At 46.4% G+C, this 21,933-nt stretch carries 16 protein-coding genes and 2 tRNA genes; 6 read left to right on the forward strand and 12 right to left on the reverse strand.

The features are described from left to right. The first annotated feature begins 221 nt into the window (after positions 1–221). From gltB to L1D31_RS14175, 3 genes are all read left to right on the forward strand, one after another. Positions 222–4,685 (forward strand): glutamate synthase large subunit, encoded by a 4,464-nt coding sequence (gene gltB / locus L1D31_RS14165; protein WP_239837744.1) that lies wholly within the window; start codon positions 222–224, stop codon positions 4,683–4,685. Between the two features lie 20 nt (positions 4,686–4,705). Then, complete coding sequence (locus L1D31_RS14170; RefSeq protein WP_239837745.1) at positions 4,706–6,118, forward strand: FAD-dependent oxidoreductase; 1,413 nt, start codon at positions 4,706–4,708, stop codon at positions 6,116–6,118. Between the two features lie 90 nt (positions 6,119–6,208). Then, positions 6,209–6,637, forward strand: a complete 429-nt coding sequence (locus tag L1D31_RS14175) for a DUF1499 domain-containing protein (protein WP_239837746.1) — start codon at positions 6,209–6,211, stop codon at positions 6,635–6,637. Positions 6,638–6,702: 65 nt separating this feature from the next. Here the strand turns inward: L1D31_RS14175 and truB are convergent, their stop codons facing one another. From truB to L1D31_RS14225, 10 genes are all read right to left on the reverse strand, one after another. Further along, positions 6,703–7,650, reverse strand: a complete 948-nt coding sequence (gene truB / locus L1D31_RS14180; protein WP_239837747.1) for a tRNA pseudouridine(55) synthase TruB — start codon at positions 7,648–7,650, stop codon at positions 6,703–6,705. Beyond that, positions 7,650–8,063 (reverse strand): 30S ribosome-binding factor RbfA, encoded by a 414-nt coding sequence (gene rbfA / locus L1D31_RS14185; protein ID WP_239837748.1) that lies wholly within the window; start codon positions 8,061–8,063, stop codon positions 7,650–7,652. Before rbfA ends, truB begins: the two co-directional genes overlap by 1 nt. A gap of 114 nt (positions 8,064–8,177) precedes the next feature. Then, positions 8,178–10,868 carry a translation initiation factor IF-2 gene (infB, locus tag L1D31_RS14190; RefSeq protein WP_239837749.1) on the reverse strand — a complete coding sequence of 897 codons (2,691 nt, stop codon included), beginning with the start codon at positions 10,866–10,868 and terminating at the stop codon, positions 8,178–8,180. A gap of 22 nt (positions 10,869–10,890) precedes the next feature. Beyond that, entirely contained in the window at positions 10,891–12,378 is a 1,488-nt protein-coding gene (nusA, locus tag L1D31_RS14195; RefSeq protein WP_239837750.1) for a transcription termination factor NusA, read from the reverse strand. Between the two features lie 24 nt (positions 12,379–12,402). Then, the gene (rimP, locus tag L1D31_RS14200; RefSeq protein ID WP_239837751.1) at positions 12,403–12,858 is read right to left on the reverse strand and encodes a ribosome maturation factor RimP; all 456 of its coding nucleotides are present in this window, start codon (positions 12,856–12,858) and stop codon (positions 12,403–12,405) included. 212 nt (positions 12,859–13,070) lie between these two features. After that, positions 13,071–13,147 (reverse strand) — tRNA-Met (locus L1D31_RS14205). Positions 13,148–13,202: 55 nt separating this feature from the next. After that, positions 13,203–13,286 (reverse strand) — tRNA-Leu (locus tag L1D31_RS14210). Between the two features lie 15 nt (positions 13,287–13,301). Beyond that, entirely contained in the window at positions 13,302–13,637 is a 336-nt protein-coding gene (gene secG, locus L1D31_RS14215; RefSeq protein WP_006958051.1) for a preprotein translocase subunit SecG, read from the reverse strand. Positions 13,638–13,857: 220 nt separating this feature from the next. After that, positions 13,858–14,361, reverse strand: coding sequence for an N-acetyltransferase (locus L1D31_RS14220; RefSeq protein ID WP_239837752.1), 504 nt, complete (start codon positions 14,359–14,361; stop codon positions 13,858–13,860). Next, complete coding sequence (locus L1D31_RS14225; RefSeq protein ID WP_239837753.1) at positions 14,345–14,875, reverse strand: SCP2 domain-containing protein; 531 nt, start codon at positions 14,873–14,875, stop codon at positions 14,345–14,347. The genes L1D31_RS14220 and L1D31_RS14225 overlap by 17 nt, the downstream gene beginning before the upstream one ends. A gap of 197 nt (positions 14,876–15,072) precedes the next feature. On the opposite strand from L1D31_RS14225, the gene L1D31_RS14230 reads away from it, so the two are divergent. The 3 genes from L1D31_RS14230 (at position 15,073) to L1D31_RS14240 (ending at position 19,150) form a co-directional block, all read left to right on the forward strand. After that, complete coding sequence (locus L1D31_RS14230; protein ID WP_239837754.1) at positions 15,073–17,112, forward strand: bifunctional diguanylate cyclase/phosphodiesterase; 2,040 nt, start codon at positions 15,073–15,075, stop codon at positions 17,110–17,112. 135 nt (positions 17,113–17,247) lie between these two features. Then, on the forward strand, positions 17,248–18,261 hold the full coding sequence (locus tag L1D31_RS14235; RefSeq protein WP_239837755.1) for a peptidase U32 family protein: 1,014 nt from the start codon (positions 17,248–17,250) through the stop codon (positions 18,259–18,261). Between the two features lie 10 nt (positions 18,262–18,271). Then, positions 18,272–19,150 (forward strand): U32 family peptidase, encoded by an 879-nt coding sequence (locus L1D31_RS14240; RefSeq protein ID WP_239837756.1) that lies wholly within the window; start codon positions 18,272–18,274, stop codon positions 19,148–19,150. A gap of 70 nt (positions 19,151–19,220) precedes the next feature. On the opposite strand, the gene lysS is transcribed toward L1D31_RS14240, so the two are convergent. Both lysS and prfB read right to left on the reverse strand, forming a co-directional pair. After that, on the reverse strand, positions 19,221–20,738 hold the full coding sequence (gene lysS, locus L1D31_RS14245) for a lysine--tRNA ligase (protein WP_239837757.1): 1,518 nt from the start codon (positions 20,736–20,738) through the stop codon (positions 19,221–19,223). 50 nt (positions 20,739–20,788) lie between these two features. Next, a protein-coding gene (gene prfB, locus L1D31_RS14250) for a peptide chain release factor 2 (RefSeq protein ID WP_126575070.1) occupies positions 20,789–21,887 on the reverse strand; the annotation gives its coding sequence in 2 pieces (ribosomal slippage) (positions 20,789–21,811 and positions 21,813–21,887; 1,098 coding nt in all). Positions 21,888–21,933: the final 46 nt, after the last annotated feature.

The following is a 21,933-nucleotide window of genomic DNA, read 5'->3' on the forward strand; positions in this document are numbered from 1 at the left end:
ATTGGCGTGATAAATAACCAAAAACTTGACCTTTTCTATCATAAGCTATACGTTGTGAAGTCGATGAAAATGAATTCATCTTATTTTGTAAAATAATAAAGAAGATTTTGTGTTTATTTATGCAAAATTTAACAAATTAAAAGCATAGTTAGTCATATATACCAACCCTTATCATGTTGGTAGTTCTGTCTAGAAGACAGAGAAGCAAAGGGAGAATTGCAATGGCTTTATATGATCCTAGTCTTGAGAAAGACAACTGTGGATTTGGTCTGATTGCGCACATGGATGGGCAACCAAGTCACAAACTGGTTCGTACGGCAATTTCGGCATTAGATCGCATGACTCATCGTGGTGGTATCGCCGCTGATGGTAAAACCGGTGATGGTTGTGGCCTTCTATTACAAAAGCCCGATTCCTATTTACGCCTTATCGCTGAAGAAAATGGCTTTAACCTTGGCAAGCAATATGCCGTAGGGATGTTTTTTTTCAATCAAGACCCGGTCAAAGCCCAACTTGCCAAGGACATCGTCAACAAAGAACTCGCACAAGAGACGTTAACTGTTGCGGGTTGGCGTGAAGTACCAACCAATTCAGAAGTACTCGGCCCAATCGCCGCCGATTCACTTCCAAACATTCAGCAAGTCTTTATCTCTGCTCCGGCAGGTTGGCGCGAGCGTGACATTGAACGTCGCCTCTACATCGCACGTCGTCGCATCGAGAAACAAATCACCGAAGATCCTGATTTCTACATCTGTAGCTTGTCGACACAAGTTCTGGTCTACAAAGGCTTGTGCATGCCGGCGGACTTACCGCGCTTCTATCTTGATCTTGCTGATCTACGCATGGAATCCGCTATCTGCCTGTTCCACCAACGTTTTTCAACTAATACTCAACCTCGTTGGCCGCTGGCTCAACCATTCCGCTACCTTGCTCACAATGGTGAGATCAACACTATCGAAGGTAACCGCCAATGGGCTCGTGCTCGGGCTTACAAGTTCTCATCACCACTGCTACCTGACTTACAAACTGCGGCGCCATTTGTGAACGAGACAGGTTCAGATTCTTCCAGCCTAGATAATATGCTGGATCTCTTTTTAGCTGGTGGTATGGATATTTTCCGTGCGATGCGCATGCTTGTGCCACCAGCATGGCAAAACCACCCAGATATGGATCCGGAGCTACGAGCGTTTTACGACTTCAACTCCAAACATATGGAACCATGGGATGGCCCGGCAGGTATCGTACTGTCCGATGGCCGTTACGCTGCCTGTAACCTAGATCGAAATGGTCTGCGTCCTGCACGCTATGTGATTACCAAAGACAAGTTGATCACTCTGGCTTCTGAGGTGGGGATTTGGGATTACGCTCCAGATGAAGTTGCCGAGAAAGGCCGTGTTGGTCCTGGTGAACTACTGGTTATCGACACTAGAAAAGGTAAGCTTTGGCAATCGAGCGAGATTGATAACGACCTGAAATCTCGTCACCCTTATCGCGAATGGATGAAAAACAACGTTCGCAAACTCACACCTTTTGCTCAGCTACCTGAAGATCAAGTGGGTGAGCGCAGCTTTGATGAAGACTTACTCAAGACTTATCAAAAGCAATTTGCCATGAGCAATGAAGAGGTCGATCAAGTACTACGTGTCCTTGGTGATATGGGACAAGAAGCGGTCGGTTCAATGGGTGATGACACCCCGATGGCCGTCTTATCCTCTAAAGAGCGCTTGGTGACTGACTATTTCCGTCAGAAGTTCGCGCAGGTAACCAACCCGCCAATCGATCCATTGCGTGAAAAACACGTTATGTCACTGGCGACCAGTATTGGTCAGGAGATGAACGTCTTCTGTGAAACCGATGGCCACGCCTACCGAGTGACCTTCGATTCGCCAGTATTACTTTACTCAGACATGCAGCAGTTACTCGAGCTTGGTGATGATCACTACCGTAATACCATTCTCGATATCAACTACGATCCACAACAGAAAGATCTTAAACAAGCCATTGATGATCTGTGTGAGCAAGCCGAACAGGTCGTACGTGAAGGCACTGTGCTAGTGGTGCTTTCGGATCGCGCTTTAGTCAAAGGCAAGCTACCAATTCCTGCAGCAATGGCAGTCGGTGCGGTTCAAACTCGCTTGATTGATGCCAACTTACGTTGTGATGCCAACATTGTTGTTGAGACAGCCACAGCACGTGACCCACACCAATTTGCCGTCTTGCTTGGCTTTGGTGCCACTGCTGTTTACCCATACCTTGCTTATGAAGCGCTAGGTAAGCTGATTGATGATAAAGCGCTAGAAAAAGACTATCGCGATGTGATGCAAAACTACCAATACGGCATCAACAAAGGTCTGTACAAGATCATGTCAAAAATGGGGATTTCTACCATCGCCTCTTACCGCTGCTCGCAACTATTTGAAGCGGTTGGCTTAAGCCAAGAAGTCGTCGACTTATGCTTTAAAGGCGTGACGACTCGTATTGAAGGCGCGAACTTCGACGACTTCCAACAAGATTTGTACAACCTTTCTCGTAAAGCTTGGGCGAAACGTAAAACTATCGAGCATGGCGGCTTATTGAAATACGTCCACGGTGGTGAATATCACGCCTACAACCCAGACGTGGTTGGCACACTGCAAACTGCGGTAAAATCAGGCGAAAGCAACGATTATCAGAGCTTTGCTAAGCAGGTAAACCAACGTCCTGTTGCCATGCTGCGTGACTTAATGGCGCTGAAAAAATCAGACTCACCGCTACCACTTGAGCAAATCGAGCCTAGCACTGAGCTCTTCAAACGCTTTGATTCTGCGGCGATGTCCATTGGCGCACTTAGCCCAGAAGCGCACGAAGCACTTGCAACAGCGATGAACCGTCTCGGTGGCTACTCTAACTCAGGTGAAGGTGGTGAAGATCCACGTCGCTTCGGTACAGAGCGTAACTCACGTATCAAGCAGATTGCTTCTGGGCGATTTGGTGTAACGCCTCACTACCTTACCAATGCAGATGTACTGCAAATCAAGGTGGCACAGGGTGCGAAGCCGGGTGAAGGTGGCCAGTTACCGGGACACAAAGTCACCGCAGAAATCGCGAAACTGCGTTATTCGGTACAGGGAGTAACTCTGATCTCCCCTCCCCCGCACCATGATATTTATTCGATTGAAGATTTAGCCCAACTGATCTTCGACCTAAAACAGGTCAATCCAAATGCGCTGGTTTCGGTGAAGTTAGTTTCTGAACCAGGTGTCGGTACCATCGCAACAGGTGTCGCGAAAGCTTACGCAGATCTTATTACCATCTCAGGTTACGACGGCGGTACCGCAGCAAGCCCATTAACTTCAGTGAAATACGCAGGTAGCCCTTGGGAATTGGGACTGGCAGAGACACAACAAGCACTGGTTGCCAATGGTCTACGCCATAAGATCCGTCTACAAGTAGATGGCGGTCTAAAAACTGGTCTAGACGTGGTGAAAGCGGCGATTCTCGGTGCGGAAAGCTTCGGTTTTGGTACTGCGCCAATGGTGGCAATGGGTTGTAAGTTCCTACGTATTTGTCACCTCAACAACTGTGCCACAGGAGTTGCAACTCAAGACGAGACATTGCGTAAAGAGTACTTCAAAGGCCTGCCGGAAATGGTGATGAACTACTTCATCGGTCTGGCGGACGAAGTGCGCGGATTACTTGCTGAACTTGGTGTTGAAAAACTGACTGACTTGATTGGTCGTACCGATTTGTTGGAAACCGTTGAAGGTCTGACAGCAAAACAAACCAAGCTGGATTTGTCGAATATCCTCGAGGCACCAGTCTCTCCAGAAGGACACCCTCTTTATTGGACGCAACCAAATACACCATTTGATAAAGCAGAGCTAAACAACAAGATCATTGAAGACGCGCTGCAAGCGGTTGAGAAACGTCAATCTGCTAGCTTCTTCTACAACATGATCAACACCGACCGTTCTGTGGGTGCTCGCCTATCAGGTGAAATCGCTCAGCGCTACGGCAACCAAGGCATGGCGGCAACGCCAATCAAACTGCACTTAGATGGTACTGCAGGTCAGTCATTTGGCGTTTGGAACGCGGGTGGCGTAGAGCTTTACCTCACTGGTGATGCAAACGACTACGTAGGTAAAGGCATGGCTGGAGGTAAGCTGGTTATCAAACCTCACCTTGGCACCGCATTTAAGTGTAATGAGGCGACCATCATTGGTAACACCTGTCTGTACGGGGCAACTGGCGGTAAGTTGTTTGCCGCAGGTAAAGCCGGTGAGCGTTTCGGCGTACGTAACTCAGGTACGATTGCCGTCATTGAAGGCGCTGGCGATAACGCTTGTGAGTACATGACCGGAGGTATTGTTGCCATTCTTGGCGCGACCGGTGTGAACTTTGGCGCAGGTATGACGGGCGGTTTTGCTTATGTCTTGGATGAAAACCAAGACTTCCAAGGTCGCGTGAACAATGAATCCGTTGAAGCGATTTCTTTGTCGGATCTCTACATACATCAAGAGCACTTACGTGGTCTAATTGCCGAGCATCTTGAAGAAACTGGCTCTAGCCACGCAGAAAATATCTTAGCGAACTTTGATGAATGGATTCCAAAGTTCTACTTGGTGAAGCCTCAAGCGGCGGATTTGCGTACGCTACTTGGTCACCAGAGTCGCAGTGCCGCAGAACTGCGCGTTCAAGCCCAGTAATCATGGAGGATGTTTGAATCATGAGTCAGAACGTTTATCAATTTATCGATGTTCAACGCGTAGATCCTGCGAAGAAGCCTGTCAAAGTTCGGAAGATCGAGTTCGTTGAAATCTATGAGCCATTTACCAAGCAACAAGCGACTGCACAAGCGGATCGCTGCTTAGATTGTGGTAACCCCTACTGTGAATGGAAGTGCCCTGTCCACAACTACATTCCACAATGGCTAAAGCTTGCCAATGAAGGCCGTATTCTTGAAGCTGTTGAGCTGTCCCACCAAACCAACAGCTTGCCTGAAGTTTGTGGTCGAGTTTGTCCACAAGATCGCCTGTGTGAGGGCTCTTGTACTCTCAATGATGACTTTGGCGCTGTCACCATAGGTAACATTGAAAAATACATTACCGACAAAGCGTTCGAAATGGGTTGGAAGCCAGATATGTCGAAGGTGGAATGGACCGATAAAAAGGTCGCCATCATTGGCGCAGGCCCAGCCGGCTTGGCCGCTGCTGATATCCTAGTGCGCAATGGCGTCAAACCTGTCGTATTTGATCGCTACCCTGAAATTGGTGGACTACTGACCTTCGGTATCCCTTCATTCAAGCTTGAAAAAGGCGTGATGGAAAATCGTCGTCGCGTCTTCACCGAGATGGGCGTTGAGTTCAAGATGAATGTCGAAGTAGGTAAAGATGTGCAAATGCAAGAGCTACTTGATGAGTACGATGCCGTCTTTTTGGGTGTTGGTACTTACAAGTACATGCGTGCGGGACTAGAAAATGAAGGTGCGCCGGGCGTTTACGATGCTCTGCCATTCCTGATTTCAAATACGTACAAGGTCATGGGCTTGGAGCACGACAAACCTTTTATCGACATGGCAAAGCAACGCGTAGTGGTACTCGGTGGTGGTGATACCGCGATGGACTGTGTTCGTACCTCTATCCGCCAAGGCGCATCAAGCGTTGTATGTGCTTACCGTCGTGATGAAGCCAATATGCCAGGCTCTCGCCGCGAGGTGAAAAACGCCAAGGAAGAAGGCGTGAAGTTCATGTTCAACCTTCAGCCTTTGGGAATTGAAGTGGATGCGTCAGGCAAAGTCTCAGGGGTCAAAGTGGTGAAAACTGCCCTTGGTGAACCTGATGACGCAGGTCGCCGACGTCCAGAGCCCGTCGAAGGCAGTGAGCACGTTCTACCAGCAGACGTCGTGATCATGGCGTTTGGTTTCCAGCCGCACAAAATGGATTGGCTAGCACCATTTGATGTCGAGTTGGATCAATGGGGGCGTATCAAAGCTCCTGCGAAACAAGAGCTCCAATTCCAGACCAGCAACGAAAAGATCTTTGCGGGTGGCGATGCGGTACGAGGCTCAGATTTGGTCGTCACTGCGATTGATGAAGGTCGAAAAGCGGCGGAAGGCATTCTCGATTACCTTGAAGTTTAATCCCAGCTAACGTCTCAAAAAGGATCCTACAATTGGATCCTTTTTTCTTTTATTACATATAATTAAGTTCGTAATATAAGGAATAAAACAATGAAAAAAGCCGCTCTCCTTTCTATCACTTTGCTCGGCTTAACTGCTTGTAGCCAAGGAGTCACAACCATGACGGATCGTTCTCAATTACCTTGTGGTGACAAACCAAACTGCGTTTCTACCCAAGACACACGTGAAGAATACAACCTAGCACCATTCACCTTAACCGAATCCGCAAACATCGATGCCATTGAGCAAGTTGCACTTGAACTGCCAGGCGCGAAGACAGCGGTGAAAGAAGGAAATTATCTGCGAATCGAGTGCACATCTAAAATCATGCGCTTTGTGGACGATTTAGAGCTAAAAATAGAGGCTAATCAGTTGATTGTTCGTTCCGAGTCTCGCGTTGGCTATTCAGACTTTGGCGTGAACCGTAAACGTGCTGAACAACTGAGAGAAGCTCTTCAAGCCAACAATCTTATAGAGTAAAGCGTTTCTTTGCATAATAAAAAACCGAAGCACTAAGCTTCGGTTTTTGTACTCGTAATTAGTGATTACTCAGCGTCACCACGAAAGACAACTAAACGCTTTGGCGCGACTTTACCATCATCATTAACCTCAGCAACACCAATAAAAAGCTTCTCGTCACCAGACGTCATACGCAGCGCAGTCCCTTCTGGAGCACCGAGTACTTGTACTGGCATACCATGCTGCACTAAATCTGTTAGCTCAGCGTTTAGGTTCACCTCAGGTAAATCTTCAACGGCAGTGTCCATTGGCAGTAGTAGAGGATCAAGCAACTCTTTAGGCGCGACTTCATCACGATGCGCTTGCTCTAAAAGTTCATTAAGCTGCTCTAAAGTGACCATCTTCTCATATGGATATTTCGCAACCCCAGTACGACGTAGCATAGTAACGTGGGCACCACATCCCAGCATTTCACCGAGGTCATCAACGATAGTACGAATGTAAGTCCCTTTTGAGCAATGGACCTCCATTTCAACTTCATCACCCTCAAAACGATGTAGAATAATTTCGTATACAGTGATTTTTCGCGATTCACGAGGTACTTCAATACCTTGACGAGCATATTCGTAAAGTGGCTTCCCTTGGCATTTCAATGCTGAAAACATCGATGGGACTTGATCAGATTCACCTCGGAACTTATCAATACACTTTTCAAGTTGCTCTAATGAAACATTAACTGGACGAGTTTCAACAACTTCTCCATCGGAATCAGAGGTGTCAGTTCGCTCACCCAGTTTAGCGATCACTCGATAACGCTTATCTGAATCCAATAGAAATTGAGAGAACTTGGTTGCCTCACCAAGGCAGATGGGTAACATGCCTGTCGCGAGAGGATCCAGAGCGCCGGTATGTCCGGCTTTTTCAGCAAAATAGATGCGCTTTACTTTCTGCAGAGCATCATTCGATGAAATACCTGTTGGCTTGTCTAAAAGGACAACACCATTAATTGGACGACCTTTACGACGACGAGCCATTACGCGTTACCTTCTTCCGAATTCTCATCTTCACGACCAGCATCTTGCTGTTTTCGTTTGTCTTCGCTGATCACTTCACTGACCAGATTAGACATACGCATACCTTCGACAAGTGTATTGTCATAATGGAAGCGAATTTCAGGAGTCAAGCGTAAACGGATACGCTTACCTAGCATCATACGGATGTGCACTTCATGCTCACGTAGTGCTTCTAGGCAAGATTCTGGTGTTTGCTCGCCCACACAAAGGAAAGTGACAAACACTTTGGCATAAGCTAGGTCACGCGACACTTCTACATCGGAAATGGTCACCATACCTAAGCGAGAATCACGAACTTCACGCTGAAGGATCATCGCAAGTTCTTTTTGCAGCTGCTGTGCAACGCGCTGCGTTCGGCTAAATTCTTTTGACATATCTTTTCTCTTATTAGAAAGAATGGGGGGATGGATAAATTCCACCCCCCCATGGCGTATTCAACAACCAATTACGGCTTAACTATCAATAAGTAAGCCTGTAATTATAGTCAATTAGTCTAGAGTACGTTTCACTTCAACGACTTCAAATACTTCGATTTGGTCACCAACGCGAACATCATTGTAGTTCTTAACGCCGATACCACATTCGTAGCCGTTCTTAACTTCTTGAACGTCATCTTTAAAGCGACGCAGTGACTCTAGCTCACCTTCGTAGATAACAACGTTATCACGTAGTACGCGGATAGGGTTGTTACGTTTGATAAGGCCTTCCGTAACCATACAACCTGCGATAGCACCCAGTTTCGGTGACTTAAACACGTCACGTACTTCAGCAAGACCAATGATCTCTTGCTTAAATTCTGGAGCAAGCATACCACCCATGGCTTGTTTCACTTCATCAATCAATTGGTAAATGATTGAGTAGTAACGTAGATCAAGGTTTTCGTTCTCTACAGCACGACGAGCTGTCGCATCAGCACGAACGTTAAAGCCTAGGATAATAGCATTCGACGCGGCTGCTAGAACGGCATCCGTTTCCGTGATACCGCCTACACCAGAGCCCACAATGTTCACTTTCACTTCGTCAGTAGAAAGTTTCACTAGAGAATCTGCGATTGCTTCAACCGAACCCTGAACGTCAGCTTTAAGTACCACGTTAAGCTCAGCAACTTCACCAGCAGCCATGTTAGAGAACATGTTCTCAAGTTTGGCTTTCTGTTGACGTGCTAGTTTCACATCGCGGAACTTACCTTGACGGTAGTTAGCAACTTCACGCGCTTTACGCTCGTCACGTACAACGGTTGCTTCGTCACCAGATGCTGGAACACCTGACAGACCGATGATTTCTACAGGGATAGATGGACCCGCAGTAAAGATCTCTTGACCATTCTCGTCACGCATTGCACGAACACGGCCATATTCTTGACCACAAAGAATAATATCGCCTTTGTTCAACGTACCAGACTGAACCAGTACAGTAGCAACAGGACCACGACCTTTATCTAAGCGAGATTCAACAACCACACCAGATGCCATACCTTCTTCTACCGCTGTAAGCTCAAGAACTTCAGATTGTAGAAGGATAGTTTCTAGTAGACCATCAATGTTGGTACCCTGCTTGGCAGAGATGTGAACAAACATGTTCTCACCGCCCCACTCTTCAGGAATAACGTCATACTGAGCTAGCTCATTCTTCACGTTATCTGGGTTCGCATCTTCTTTATCGATCTTGTTCACAGCAACAATCAGAGGCACACCTGCCGCTTTCGCGTGCTGGATTGCTTCGATGGTTTGTGGCATTACGCCATCGTCTGCTGCAACTACTAGAACAACGATATCTGTCGCTTGAGCACCACGAGCACGCATTGCGGTAAACGCCGCGTGTCCAGGAGTATCAAGGAAAGTGATCATACCGTTTTCAGTTTCAACGTGGTATGCACCGATGTGCTGTGTAATACCGCCCGCTTCACCTGAAGCAACATGTGCTTTACGGATGTAGTCTAGTGTCGATGTCTTACCATGGTCAACGTGGCCCATGATAGTCACAACTGGTGCACGTGGAACCGCTTCTGCGTTGCTATCACGATCAGACAATACCGCTTCTTCAAGCTCATTCTCTTTACGCAGGATAACTTTATGGCCCATTTCTTCAGCAACAAGTGCCGCTGTTTCTTGGTCAATAACCTGGTTGATAGTCGCCATAGCGCCCATCTTCATCATAACTTTGATGACTTCCGTGCCTTTTACTGACATTTTGCTTGCCAGCTCAGAAACCACGATAGTTTCACCAATAACAACGTCCGATTTAGCAACCGTTGCTGTCTTATCGAAGCCTTGTTGCATTGAAGCAGGTTTCGCCAGTTTACCTTTGTTACGGCCCTTACCGCCACGCTGGTTACGACCACCACGTTTGTTTTGCTCATCGTTGCCAGAAGCTTTCTTCTTCTTACGACGGCCACCTTCTTCACGACGGTCAGCGGCATCTTCTGCTTCACGTGCATAAGATGAAGTCGTGACATGGTAGTCAGAGTTTTCTAGCTCTTTCTTCTTCTGTTCCGCTTCACTCCAGCGAGCTTCATTTTCTTCAGCCAGCTTACGAGCTTCTTCAACAAGCTTAGCTGCTTCTTGTTCCGCTTTACGCTGTGCTTCTTCTTCCTGACGACGTTTCAGTTCGTCAGCTTCTTGTTTCGCTTGCGCGTTCACTTCTGCACTTTTTGTTGCATTCATGTCTTTCTTAGCCTTATCAGCTTGTACGCGTTTGGCTTTTTCTTCAGCTTCACGTTTTGCATCCGCTTCTCGCTTCGCTTTTTCTTCGGCCTCGCGTTGTGCTTTCTCTGCAGCTTCACGTTTTGCTAGCTCTTCAGCCTCACGCTTCGCAAGCTCTTCAGCTTCACGCTTTGCTGCTTCCTCAGCCTCGCGGTTTGCGTCGTCTTCGATAGTGCTGCGCTTCACATAAGTGCGCTTTTTGCGCACTTCTACTTGAACATCCTTACTCTTGCCGCCACCAGCATTAACGCTGAGTGTGCTGCGAGTTTTACGCTGTAGAGTTAAACGAGTTGGCTCAGCTTCACCAGAAGTATCACCGTGCTCTTTTTTCAGGTGAGTAAGAAGCTTTTGCTTCTCTTCTTCAGTCACCTGATCTGCACTCGCTTTTGTCATACCAGCATCAGCAAGTTGCTCTAATAAGCGGTCAACTGGTGTACCAATTTCTTCACTCAGTGCTTTAACAGTAATTTGTGTCATGCCGCTTCCTCCTTGCTGAATATTATGCGTCTTCGCCGAACCAACAGATGTTACGAGCTGCCATAATAAGCTCACCCGCACGTTCTTCAGTTAGGCCATCGATACCTTCTAGGTCATCAATACCTTGGTCTGCTAGGTCTTCCAGTGTTGCTACACCTTTAGCCGCTAGTTTAAATGCCATCTCACGCTCTAGCCCCTCAAGGCCAAGCAAATCTTCTGCAGGCTCTAAGCCTTCAAAAGACTCTTCTTGAGCTAGTGCTAGGGTAGTAAGGGCATCTTTAGCACGACTACGTAGTTCTTCAACTAAGTCTTCGTCTAGACCATCCACTTCAAGAAGTTCGTTTACAGGTACGTAAGCGACTTCTTCCAGAGTAGAAAAGCCTTCTTCAACCAATAATTGAGCGAAATCTTCTTCGATATCTAGATACTTCATGAAGTTTTCGATCGACGCTTGAGACTCTTCAGCATGTTTTTTCTGTAGGTCTTCAACTGTCATCACGTTCAGTTCCCAACCCGTAAGTTGAGAAGCCAAACGGACGTTTTGACCATTACGGCCGATTGCTTGTGCTAGGTTATCCGCTTCAACCGCGATGTCCATTGCGTGTGCATCTTCATCAACAATGATAGAAGCCACATCAGCCGGAGCCATTGCATTGATAACGAACTGAGCTGGGTTATCATCCCAAAGCACGATATCAATACGCTCACCACCTAGCTCGCCAGAAACCGCTTGTACACGTGCACCACGCATACCTACACACGCACCAACAGGGTCAATACGTTTGTCATTTGTTTTCACAGCGATCTTCGCACGAGAACCTGGATCACGAGCTGCAGCTTTCAGTTCAATGATCTCTTCTGCAATTTCCGGTACTTCAACACGGAATAGTTCTGCCAGCATCTCTGGTTTAGAACGCGTGATGAACAGTTGGAAACCACGCGCTTCTGGCGCTACTCGATAAAGAAGACCACGAACACGGTCACCTGGACGATGGTTTTCACGAGGAAGCTGGTCATCACGTAAGATTACCGCTTCAGCATTATTACCTAGATCAAGAACGATGGTATCGCGATTAACCTTTTTCACTACACCAGTAACCAATTCACCTTCATTGTCGATGAACTGCTCTACGATCTGTGCGCGCTCAGCTTCACGTACTTTTTGTACAATTACTTGCTTTGCAGTTTGCGTCGTAATACGGTCAAACGTGACGGATTCGATCTCGTCTTCAACATAAGCACCCAGCTCAATAGTTTCATCTTCAAACTGTGCAGCTTCAAGTGAAATTTCTTTTGTTGGGTTTTCAACGTCTTCAACAACCAACCAACGACGGAAAGTATCAAACTCTCCGGTCTTACGGTCAATTTCAACACGAACATCGATTTCGATTTCGTGCTTTTTCTTTGTAGATGTAGCTAGAGCAATCTCTAGGGCTTCAAAGATGCGCTCACGAGGTACCCCTTTTTCGTTCGATACCGCTTCTGCTACCGCTAAAATTTCTTTACTCATTTTAAATAGCCTCTAAGACCTTAATTAAAATTTAGGGATCAGGTTAGCTTTTGAAATGTTGCTCAAAGCAAACTCTTCAGCGTTGCCGTCCACAGTAACTGTTACTGTTTCACCTTCTATAGCGTGGATAACACCTTTCCACTTACGACGGTTGCCAACAGCCATTTTCAAAACGATGCTTACCTCGTGACCAATAAATTGTTCATAGTGTGCTGCTTTGAAAAGTGGTCTTTCTAAACCTGGAGAAGACACTTCTAGGTTGTAAGCCACGGTGATTGGATCTTCAACGTCCATTACTGCGCTAACCTGACGGCTAACTTCTGCACAGTCATCCACAGTGATGCCATTTTCATGGTCAATAAAGATACGTAGCGTTGAATGTTCGCCTGCGCGAATAAATTCTAATCCAACTAACTCATAACCTGATGCTGCTACTGGAGCTTCAAGCATTTCAGTAAGTTGTCTTTCTAAACCAGTCATTTAAACCACTCCAGAAACAAAAAAAGGGCTCAGAGCCCAATTTAAATTCCAAGCAATGTCTAAATTTCTGCAATACAGAAATTTAGATAACAAAAAACCCCGAAAGTCGGGGTTTTTTGATGCTGGACCCTGATGTGTTAAGCAATTAAAGTTTGCTTAACTCACAGTTGCTATTAGCGACTGTGCAAACTTGTCCACATCCAGTAAAGGATTGGTTGCGGGGGCCGGATTTGAACCGACGACCTTCGGGTTATGAGCCCGACGAGCTACCAAGCTGCTCCACCCCGCGTCCGACTTGTCGAGCATTATACGCTCTCCAAGGTGTTTTACAAGTTTGTAAACAATGGTGCCGAGAGAGGGACTCGAACCCTCACACCTAAGGCACTAGCACCTCATGCTAGCGTGTCTACCAATTTCACCATCTCGGCAGCTAAATCTTTAGCTTATTGAGGAATTTCGTCGCCTGTAGGGGCTGGAACTTCACTCGCAGCATCATCAGCTTGTTGGATAACTTGACCTTGAGTCGGGTCAACCCACTGAGATTCAGTTTTATGAGTCGACATGTTACCTAGAACTAAGCTAAGGATGAAAAATACTGTTGCAAAAATTGCAGTCATTCGGGTTAGGAAATTACCTGAGCCGCTTGCGCCAAACACTGTGTTTGATGCGCCTGCACCGAATGAGGCTCCCATATCTGCGCCTTTACCTTGTTGAATCAGCACTAGGCCGATTACACCAACCGCTGCCAACAGGTAAATCACAAGTAGAACTGTAAACATGATTTCCACCTATGTTCCAAATTGTTGAGCCAGCGCCGCTCGAAAACTTTTTGATGTTTTTGAACAAGGCTAGCGACCTCCTTATCGAAGGCCGAGCAATACTAGCGAAACGTTATTACGCTGACAAGTAGAATTTTTCAAAAAAAGACGACTTGATGCCTAAGCGGTCAAAAAAAGGACAAAAGTCATACTTTTCTCGTTATTCGCCTAGGTTTTATGCCTAAAATGCTGAAAATTCTGGGCTGTATTCAATCAAGCCACTACGGCCCAAAAACTCACCCTGCGATAACTCTATCACCTGAAACGCACCTTTAGGCACTTCCCATTGGCAATGAAAGCCATAATTTTCACTCGCTTCAAAACCAAATCGCGAGTAATAATCTGGTTCACCGAGTACCACACAAGCTGGATAGCCGAACTCTCTCAGAGACTCAAATCCTTCTTTTACCAGCTCAGCCGCTAAACCTTGGCGTCGGTAGCCCTCTTTGATCGCCAGCGGTGCTAACCCTTGCCAACTCAACTCTTCGTGATTTAGAGTCACTGGACTAAACATAACATGCCCAACGACTTCCCCTTCATCATTACAGGCCACCAGCGACAACGTTCTTCGACCGTTTTCTCTTAATCGCATCACTAAATCAGCTTCTGCTTCTGTCTCAAAGGCAGATTTTAGCAGTCTATCAACGGCGAGAATGTCCGCTGGGGCTTCAGTTCGAATAAGCATTGATAACCTCACTTTGTGCAATAGGCGATTGTAACCCTTTCTGCACAAAGTCTGCTAGCTGATTTAATAGCGTTTGCATCGCTTTAGGCAGTTGTTCAAGATCGACACTGTCCATCAGGTTTTTTACTTCTAACCCCAGCTCAGTATCACCTTCTATAGACAGCCGACGCTGAAAAAATAATGTATCCGGATCTTCCTTTCTTCCTGCGATTAACACCAGATCATTTAGATTTCCTCCAAAAGCCACATCTTCTTCCTGAACCGGCGAATCCGCAACAATCAACTTGTCCTTTTGATAGCTAATATACCAACTCAGATTCATATCTTTTACTTCAACTTTCAACCACTTATCTTGGAGGAACTCAAAGTCACCATCCTCTAAGGCCTCTTTAAACACACTCTTTAGCCCATCTAATAAGACTTTTTTTTGTACAATTTGAGGTAATAAGTGGACTGGAGATCGCAAAATTGATGCAGCATTTTGAACTAGTTGGGTACGAATCTTGTTAATCACGCGCGTTATCCGTTACTTTGTAAATAAGGAATTCATCATAATGGATGATGATGGAGCGATTCCTGTTGTGTATCAAAATTTCGTCTAATGCCCCTAAACCTTTAATCTAGCGGCAATCACAGTTATAGTTATTGATATCGCTTCAGTTCACAGCTCTGTGACTCGTATTGCTCTTGGGAGAGTCGGTAATACCTTTGATGCTTTCGCAACAACTACAGCATTGGTTCATGAAGATGACGGCGAATAGTCCGTTTTTTTTTGCTATCTTAGATAACCAACATAACTATGCCATGGTTAATGGCCGCTATTGCGATATCGCGGGCCTATCCAATCAAGAGCTAGTTGGTATGAACGATACTCAAACTCTGGGTAAGCATTTTTATAATCAACTCAAGCCTTATTATGAACGAGCGTTCAAAGGAGAATCTCTCGAAGCAGAAATTACGCTCAATGAAATCGATCTCGAGACCAGCCTACATTTCAGCCTCACCCCTGTAGAAATCGACAACAACATTGAACACGTGGTTTTTCACGCTGTAGATACTTCAGAGAAACACATTCTTGTTCGTTCGTTAGAAGAATCCGAAGGTAAATTTTCTACTCTGACGACTTTGCTGCCTGATGGCCTTTTGATCGTTGAGGAAGACTGTATTATTTTCTCCAACCCGGCAGCAGTGCGGTTGTTGGGCTTCGAAAGCAGCCGGGATTTGCTAGGCGAAGAGCTTTCACGCCTGTTTGTTGATGAAAAAACCAAAACTGTCTTCAATCAATCACTAAGCCATTCACTTGCCAAAAACCCTCTGACTTGCCTGACTGGGCCAAGGTGTGGTTTCGAGCGCCGAGTGCATTTGCACGCTGACAATGCAATGGTTCTAGGTAGTAATTCACAGCTAGTCCTTATCCAAGATGCGAATGAAACACCTAAACAGCTCAGCAACAAGCCGCTTGAAGATGCTCACATAGACTCCCTCACAGGTCTATACAATCGCTTTGGCTTTACCAAACGCTTAGAGCAGTTTATTCACAATGAAACACCACTGTTACTGCTTTATTTGGATATTGATAACTTCAAGAACATTAATGATTCTTTAGGTCATCACATCGGTGATAAAGTGATCAAAGAAGTGTCATCACGTCTTAAGCGCCTTTTACCGCAACACGCCGTCATTGGGCATTTAGGCGGTGATGAATTTGGCTTAATCCTGCCGGAGCCAGAAAATAATCGAATGGCGGAAATTCTTGCGGAACGAATCATTTCTCTCATTAACCAGCCATTTGATTTACACCATTTCAGTAAGCGTCTAGCCTGTTCCATCGGTAGCGTCGCTTATCCTGGAGATGGTAATGACGCTCGTATTCTACTGCAGAATGCCGATACCGCGATGTACGAAGCCAAAGACAGAGGCCGTAACCGCCTGATTAAATTTAATGATCAGATGAACAAAGAAGCGCGTATGCGTTTATGGCTGGAAATTGAGCTGCAAAAAGCCTTACAGCAAAATGGCTTAGAAGTATGGTATCAGCCTAAAGTTAACGCTCGTGACTTCAGTATTAACGGTGCTGAAGCTCTTATCCGTTGGAAACACCCCGTCGAAGGCTATATCAGCCCTGGAGCTTTCATTCCTGTCGCAGAGCGAGCCGGCCTTATTGAACACTTAGGCCGGGTTGTCATGCGAGAAGTTTTCAACACTGTAAAACGCTGGAAACTCCAAGGTATTCTGCCGGGGCGTGTGGCGATTAACTTATCACCTGAGCAGTTTGGTAATCCGAAATTGATCGATTATATGGAGAAGCTACTGCGTACCACAGAGCTTGACCCTAGCTGCATCACGTTTGAGCTCACCGAAAGTGCGGTAATGAGCGACAGTGAACACACATTGCAAATGCTTAACGCAATCAAAAAACTTGGTTTTGCCTTATCTATCGATGACTTTGGTACTGGTTACTCATCACTGTCTTATCTGGCTCGATTCCCGTTAGATGAGCTTAAGATTGACCGCGCCTTCATTAATGACATCGATACATTACCTAAACAAGTCACGGTTATCGAGAACATCATTAACCTAGGCAAATCCCTTAATCTCACCGTAGTGGCCGAAGGGGTTGAAACCCAGCAGCAAGCTACTCTACTTTCCAATCTCAATTGTAACTCAATCCAAGGTTTCCACTTTTATCGCCCTCAACCTAAGCAAGAGGTCGAAGAGCTGTTTGCCCAACATCGTCGCCATAAAAACTGATTGTCACTCACTCTAAATGAGTATTTGACTCAGAAACTTACCTAAACCTGCCTTACATCAAACTCGACACTCGTGTTCCTTCATAAAATGCGGAGCAATTTTCGTAAAGCAGTTATAAACGGATAGGAAGGCACAATGGAACTCCTCTGTCCTGCGGGTAATTTACCGGCTCTCAAAACAGCCATCGATTGTGGTGCTGACGCTGTGTATATCGGCTTCAAAGACGATACCAATGCGCGCCATTTCGCTGGGCTCAACTTCACAGGTAAAAAACTGGACAAAGCGGTTCAGTATGTTCATGACCATAACAAAAAGATCCACATCGCATTGAATACTTTTGCTCATCCCGATGGATTTGAACGCTGGACCGACGCTGTAGATCGCGCTGCCCAAAGTGGTATTGATGCGTTAATTATTGCTGACATTGCCGTTTTGGATTATGCCGCCAATAAATATCCGGATCTCGAACTGCATTTGTCAGTACAAGCTTCTGCAACCAATGTCGCGGCCATCGATTTCTACAAGCGTAATTTCAATGTAAAGCGAGTGGTTCTGCCACGCGTACTATCCATCCATCAAGTCAAACAGCTGTCACGTACTATTCCACAAGATGTCGAACTGGAAGTGTTTGCCTTCGGTAGCTTGTGCATTATGTCTGAAGGACGCTGCTACCTTTCTTCGTATATGACAGGCGAATCTCCCAATACTGTCGGCGCCTGCTCGCCTGCGAGATTTGTTCGTTGGCAGGAGACTGAACAAGGGCTGGAATCTCGGCTCAATGATATTCTTATCGACCGCTACAGTGATGGTGAAAATGCTGGCTACCCTACTCTTTGTAAGGGGCGCTTCACCGCCGAGCTAGACAAGCACACCCAGGCTTATCATGCACTGGAAGAGCCAACCAGTTTGAACACACTCTCCATGCTGCCAGACTTGTTTGCCGCAAATGTGGCTTCTGTAAAAATCGAAGGGCGTCAACGAAGCCCCGCCTATGTCGAGCAAGTGACTCGTACTTGGCGTGCAGCTATCGACCGCTACTTAGCCAATCCAGAAGCTTATCAAGTTGAAGCAGCCTGGGATGCTGCACTGGCTAACGTTTCAGAAGGTACTCAAACGACTCTCGGTGCATACCACCGTAAATGGCAGTAAGGAAAACACGATGAAATACGCCCTTGGCCCTTTGCTTTATTTCTGGCCTAAGCAAGATGTTGAAGCCTTTTATCTGCAGGCCGCATCCAGCTCCGCCGACATTATTTACCTTGGCGAGAGCGTTTGTTCCAAACGCCGAGAAATGAAACATGCACATTGGATGGATATTGCAAGATCGCTCAGTCAATCCGGTAAACAAGTGGTGCTCTCCACCATGGCGTTGCTTGAAGCACCCAGTGAAGTCAACATCATGAAGAAGTACATTAATAACGGTGAATTTGCGATCGAAGCCAACGATGTCTCTGCCATCCAGCTGGCCGCAGAGCACAAAGTGCCGTTTGTCGTCGGACCCGCCGTGAATACCTATAACGCGCATACACTTAAGCTATTTCTTAAGCAGGGTATGACTCGCTGGTGCATGCCAGTCGAGCTATCTAGAGAATGGTTAGGTAATGTACTTAACCAATGTGATGAAATTGGTATTAAAGGTAAATTTGAAGTCGAGGTATTCAGTCACGGCTATTTGCCACTGGCCTACTCTGCACGCTGCTTCACCGCTCGTGCTGAAAATCGAGCTAAAGACGATTGCGAAACCTGCTGTATTAAATACCCCACAGGCATAAAGGTGAGCAGTCAGGAAGGACAGCAAGTGTTTAACCTCAACGGCATTCAGACTCAATCCGGATATTGCTACAACCTGATCAATGATTTGCCAAATATGCACGGGCTAGTCGATGTCGTTCGCCTTAGTCCACTCGGAATCGAAACCCTTTCAGAATTAAACCATTTTCGGGCTAACGAATCTGGGAAAAGCCCGATGAAAATTGATAACCACCAATGTAATGGTTACTGGCATCAGCTAGCTGGGCTGGAAGTGAAAAACCTCTGATCTTTACGTCATAAAAAAGGCCGATATCACCTCTGTGATATCAGCCTTTTCGCTGTTTTTACACTAGCAATTAAGCTTGTGGACGCATCGCCGGGAACAGAATTACGTCACGGATGGTGTGCGTGTTAGTAAACAGCATCGCTAGACGATCGATACCGATACCTTGACCTGCCGTTGGCGGTAAACCGTGCTCAAGAGCTGTGATGTAGTCAGCGTCGTAGTACATAGCTTCGTCATCACCAGCGTCTTTCGCATCAACCTGTGCTTTAAAGCGCGCATCTTGGTCTTCAGCATCGTTAAGCTCTGAGAAGCCATTCGCCACTTCACGGCCACCGATGAAGAACTCGAAACGGTCTGTGAAGAACGGGTTATCATCGCTGCGACGAGCAAGAGGGGAAATATCCGCTGGGTAGCCAGTGATGAAGGTTGGTTGAATTAGCTGAGGCTCAGCAGTCTCACCAAAGATCTCTTCTAGAAGCTGACCACATGTCCAGAAAGTTTCAACTTCCACGTGTACCGATTTTGCGATAGCAACCATCTTGTCACGATTAGTCAGGTCTTGTTCTGTTAGCGCTTGGATCTCAGCGTGCTCTGGGTTGTAGTGTTTGATTGCTTCAAACATGCTCATGCGAGCGTACTTGCCACCAAACTCAACTGTTTCGTCACCGTAAGGCATAGACGTTGAACCCAGAACGTCCATCGCAACTGTGCTTAGCATCTCTTCAGTCAGATCCATTAGGTCTTTGTAGTCAGAGTACGCTTGGTAGAATTCCATCATAGTGAATTCTGGGTTGTGACGTGGCGATAGACCTTCGTTACGGAAGTTACGGTTGATCTCAAATACGCGGTCAAAACCACCAACCACTAAACGCTTCAGGTAAAGCTCTGGAGCAACACGCAGGTACATATCGATGTCCAGTGCGTTGTGGTGAGTGATGAATGGGCGAGCCGTTGCACCACCTGGGATAACGTGCATCATTGGCGTTTCCACTTCAAGGTAGCCTTTTGAGCTCATGAAGTTACGGATTGCCGATACAAGCTTAGAACGGATGATGAACGCTTCACGTGAATCTTGGTTGACGATCAGGTCAACGTAACGCTGACGGTAACGCATCTCTTGGTCAGTCAGACCGTGGAATTTCTCTGGAAGTGGACGAAGTGCTTTCGTTAGCAACTCGTACGACTCCATGTTCACATAAAGATCGCCTTTACCTGACTTGTGAAGAGCACCTTTCACACCGATGATGTCACCGATATCTAGGCCTTGGTATTTCTCTTTCAGCTCTTTTTGAACCTCTTTTGCAGCGTAAGCTTGAATACGACCAGAGGTTTCTTGAATCGCTAGGAAAGGACCACGCTTAGCCATAACACGGCCCGCGATAGCCACAACATGGTTTAGCTCTTCTAGCTCTTCTTTCGTCTTTTCACCGAATTCCGCTTGAAGATCGCCAGCTAGGTGCTCACGACGGAAGTCATTTGGGTGGCCGTTTGCTTTGCAGCTCTGACGGATATGATCCAGTTTAGCGCGGCGCTCAGCAATCAGCTTATTCTCTTCTTGTACATTGTCGTTTTGAACAGCATCAGTCATTTTTGATGTATCCTGTCTTTCTTTATGAAAATAGTTTTTCGGTGAAAAGCTTACAGGCCTGATTTCAGGCTAGCTTCGATAAATTTGTCTAGATCGCCGTCAAGAACCGCTTGAGTGTTGCGGTTTTCAACACCAGTACGCAGATCTTTGATGCGCGAGTCATCCAGTACGTATGAACGTATCTGGCTACCCCAACCAATGTCCGACTTAGCGTCTTCATTGGCTTGCTTCTCTGCATTTTGCTTTTGAATCTCTAATTCAAATAGCTTCGCACGAAGCTGTTTCATTGCCTGATCTTTGTTCTTGTGTTGAGAACGGTCATTCTGGCACTGAACCACAGTATTGGTTGGAACGTGAGTAATACGTACCGCGGATTCCGTGGTGTTAACGTGCTGACCACCCGCACCGGATGCACGGTATACGTCAATACGTAGATCAGAAGGGTTAATGTCGATGTCGATGTTGTCATCAATCTCTGGGTAGATAAACGCAGAAGCAAACGATGTATGGCGACGGCCACTTGAATCGAATGGCGATTTACGAACCAAGCGGTGAACACCTGTTTCCGTACGTAGCCAACCGTAAGCGTACTCACCGGAGATCTTAACCGTTGCACCTTTAAGGCCCGCAACTTCACCTTCAGAGACCTCGATCACTTCCGTCTTAAAGCCTTTTGCTTCAGCCCAACGTAAGTACATGCGTAGCATCATAGATGTCCAGTCTTGTGCTTCTGTACCACCAGAGCCTGACTGCAAATCAATGTAGCAGTCAGATGCATCATGGTCGCCAGAGAACATACGACGGAACTCGAGCTTTTCTAGTTTAGCTTCAAGCTCAGCAAGCTCGGGCTCAATTTCATCGAAGGTTTCTTGATCTTCTTCTTCAACCGCAAGCTCTAGAAGGCCATCAACGTCCTCCACACCTTGCTCAAGTTGGTCAATCGTTTCCACAACCGCTTCTAGAGCAGAACGCTCTTTGCCTAGCGCTTGCGCACGCTCAGGCTCGTTCCACACATCCGGTTGTTCTAGTTCTGCGTTGACTTCTTCTAGACGCTCTTGTTTGGCGTCATAGTCAAAGGTACCCCCTCAGGACATTAGTGCGCTCAGACACGTCCTTAAGGCGGTTTTTAATAGGATTGATTTCAAACATGTTTGCTCAACATTTATGAGTAGAATTTAACCGGAGAATTGTACTG

The organism is Vibrio sp. Isolate23, assembly GCF_022398095.1.
Classification (GTDB): Bacteria; Pseudomonadota; Gammaproteobacteria; order Enterobacterales; family Vibrionaceae; genus Vibrio; species Vibrio coralliilyticus_A.

Bases quoted from the DNA above. Each gene is read 5' to 3' on its own strand.
- gltB (WP_239837744.1), top strand. From the start codon at position 222: ATGGCTTTATATGATCCTAGTCTTGAGAAAGACAACTGTGGATTTGGT.
- L1D31_RS14170 (WP_239837745.1), top strand. From the start codon at position 4,706: ATGAGTCAGAACGTTTATCAATTTATCGATGTTCAACGCGTAGATCCT.
- L1D31_RS14175 (WP_239837746.1), top strand. From the start codon at position 6,209: ATGAAAAAAGCCGCTCTCCTTTCTATCACTTTGCTCGGCTTAACTGCT.
- truB (WP_239837747.1), bottom strand. From the start codon at position 7,650: ATGGCTCGTCGTCGTAAAGGTCGTCCAATTAATGGTGTTGTCCTTTTA.
- rbfA (WP_239837748.1), bottom strand. From the start codon at position 8,063: ATGTCAAAAGAATTTAGCCGAACGCAGCGCGTTGCACAGCAGCTGCAA.
- infB (WP_239837749.1), bottom strand. From the start codon at position 10,868: ATGACACAAATTACTGTTAAAGCACTGAGTGAAGAAATTGGTACACCA.
- nusA (WP_239837750.1), bottom strand. From the start codon at position 12,378: ATGAGTAAAGAAATTTTAGCGGTAGCAGAAGCGGTATCGAACGAAAAA.
- rimP (WP_239837751.1), bottom strand. From the start codon at position 12,858: ATGACTGGTTTAGAAAGACAACTTACTGAAATGCTTGAAGCTCCAGTA.
- secG (WP_006958051.1), bottom strand. From the start codon at position 13,637: ATGTTTACAGTTCTACTTGTGATTTACCTGTTGGCAGCGGTTGGTGTA.
- L1D31_RS14220 (WP_239837752.1), bottom strand. From the start codon at position 14,361: ATGCTTATTCGAACTGAAGCCCCAGCGGACATTCTCGCCGTTGATAGA.
- L1D31_RS14230 (WP_239837754.1), top strand. From the start codon at position 15,073: ATGCTTTCGCAACAACTACAGCATTGGTTCATGAAGATGACGGCGAAT.
- L1D31_RS14235 (WP_239837755.1), top strand. From the start codon at position 17,248: ATGGAACTCCTCTGTCCTGCGGGTAATTTACCGGCTCTCAAAACAGCC.
- L1D31_RS14240 (WP_239837756.1), top strand. From the start codon at position 18,272: ATGAAATACGCCCTTGGCCCTTTGCTTTATTTCTGGCCTAAGCAAGAT.
- lysS (WP_239837757.1), bottom strand. From the start codon at position 20,738: ATGACTGATGCTGTTCAAAACGACAATGTACAAGAAGAGAATAAGCTG.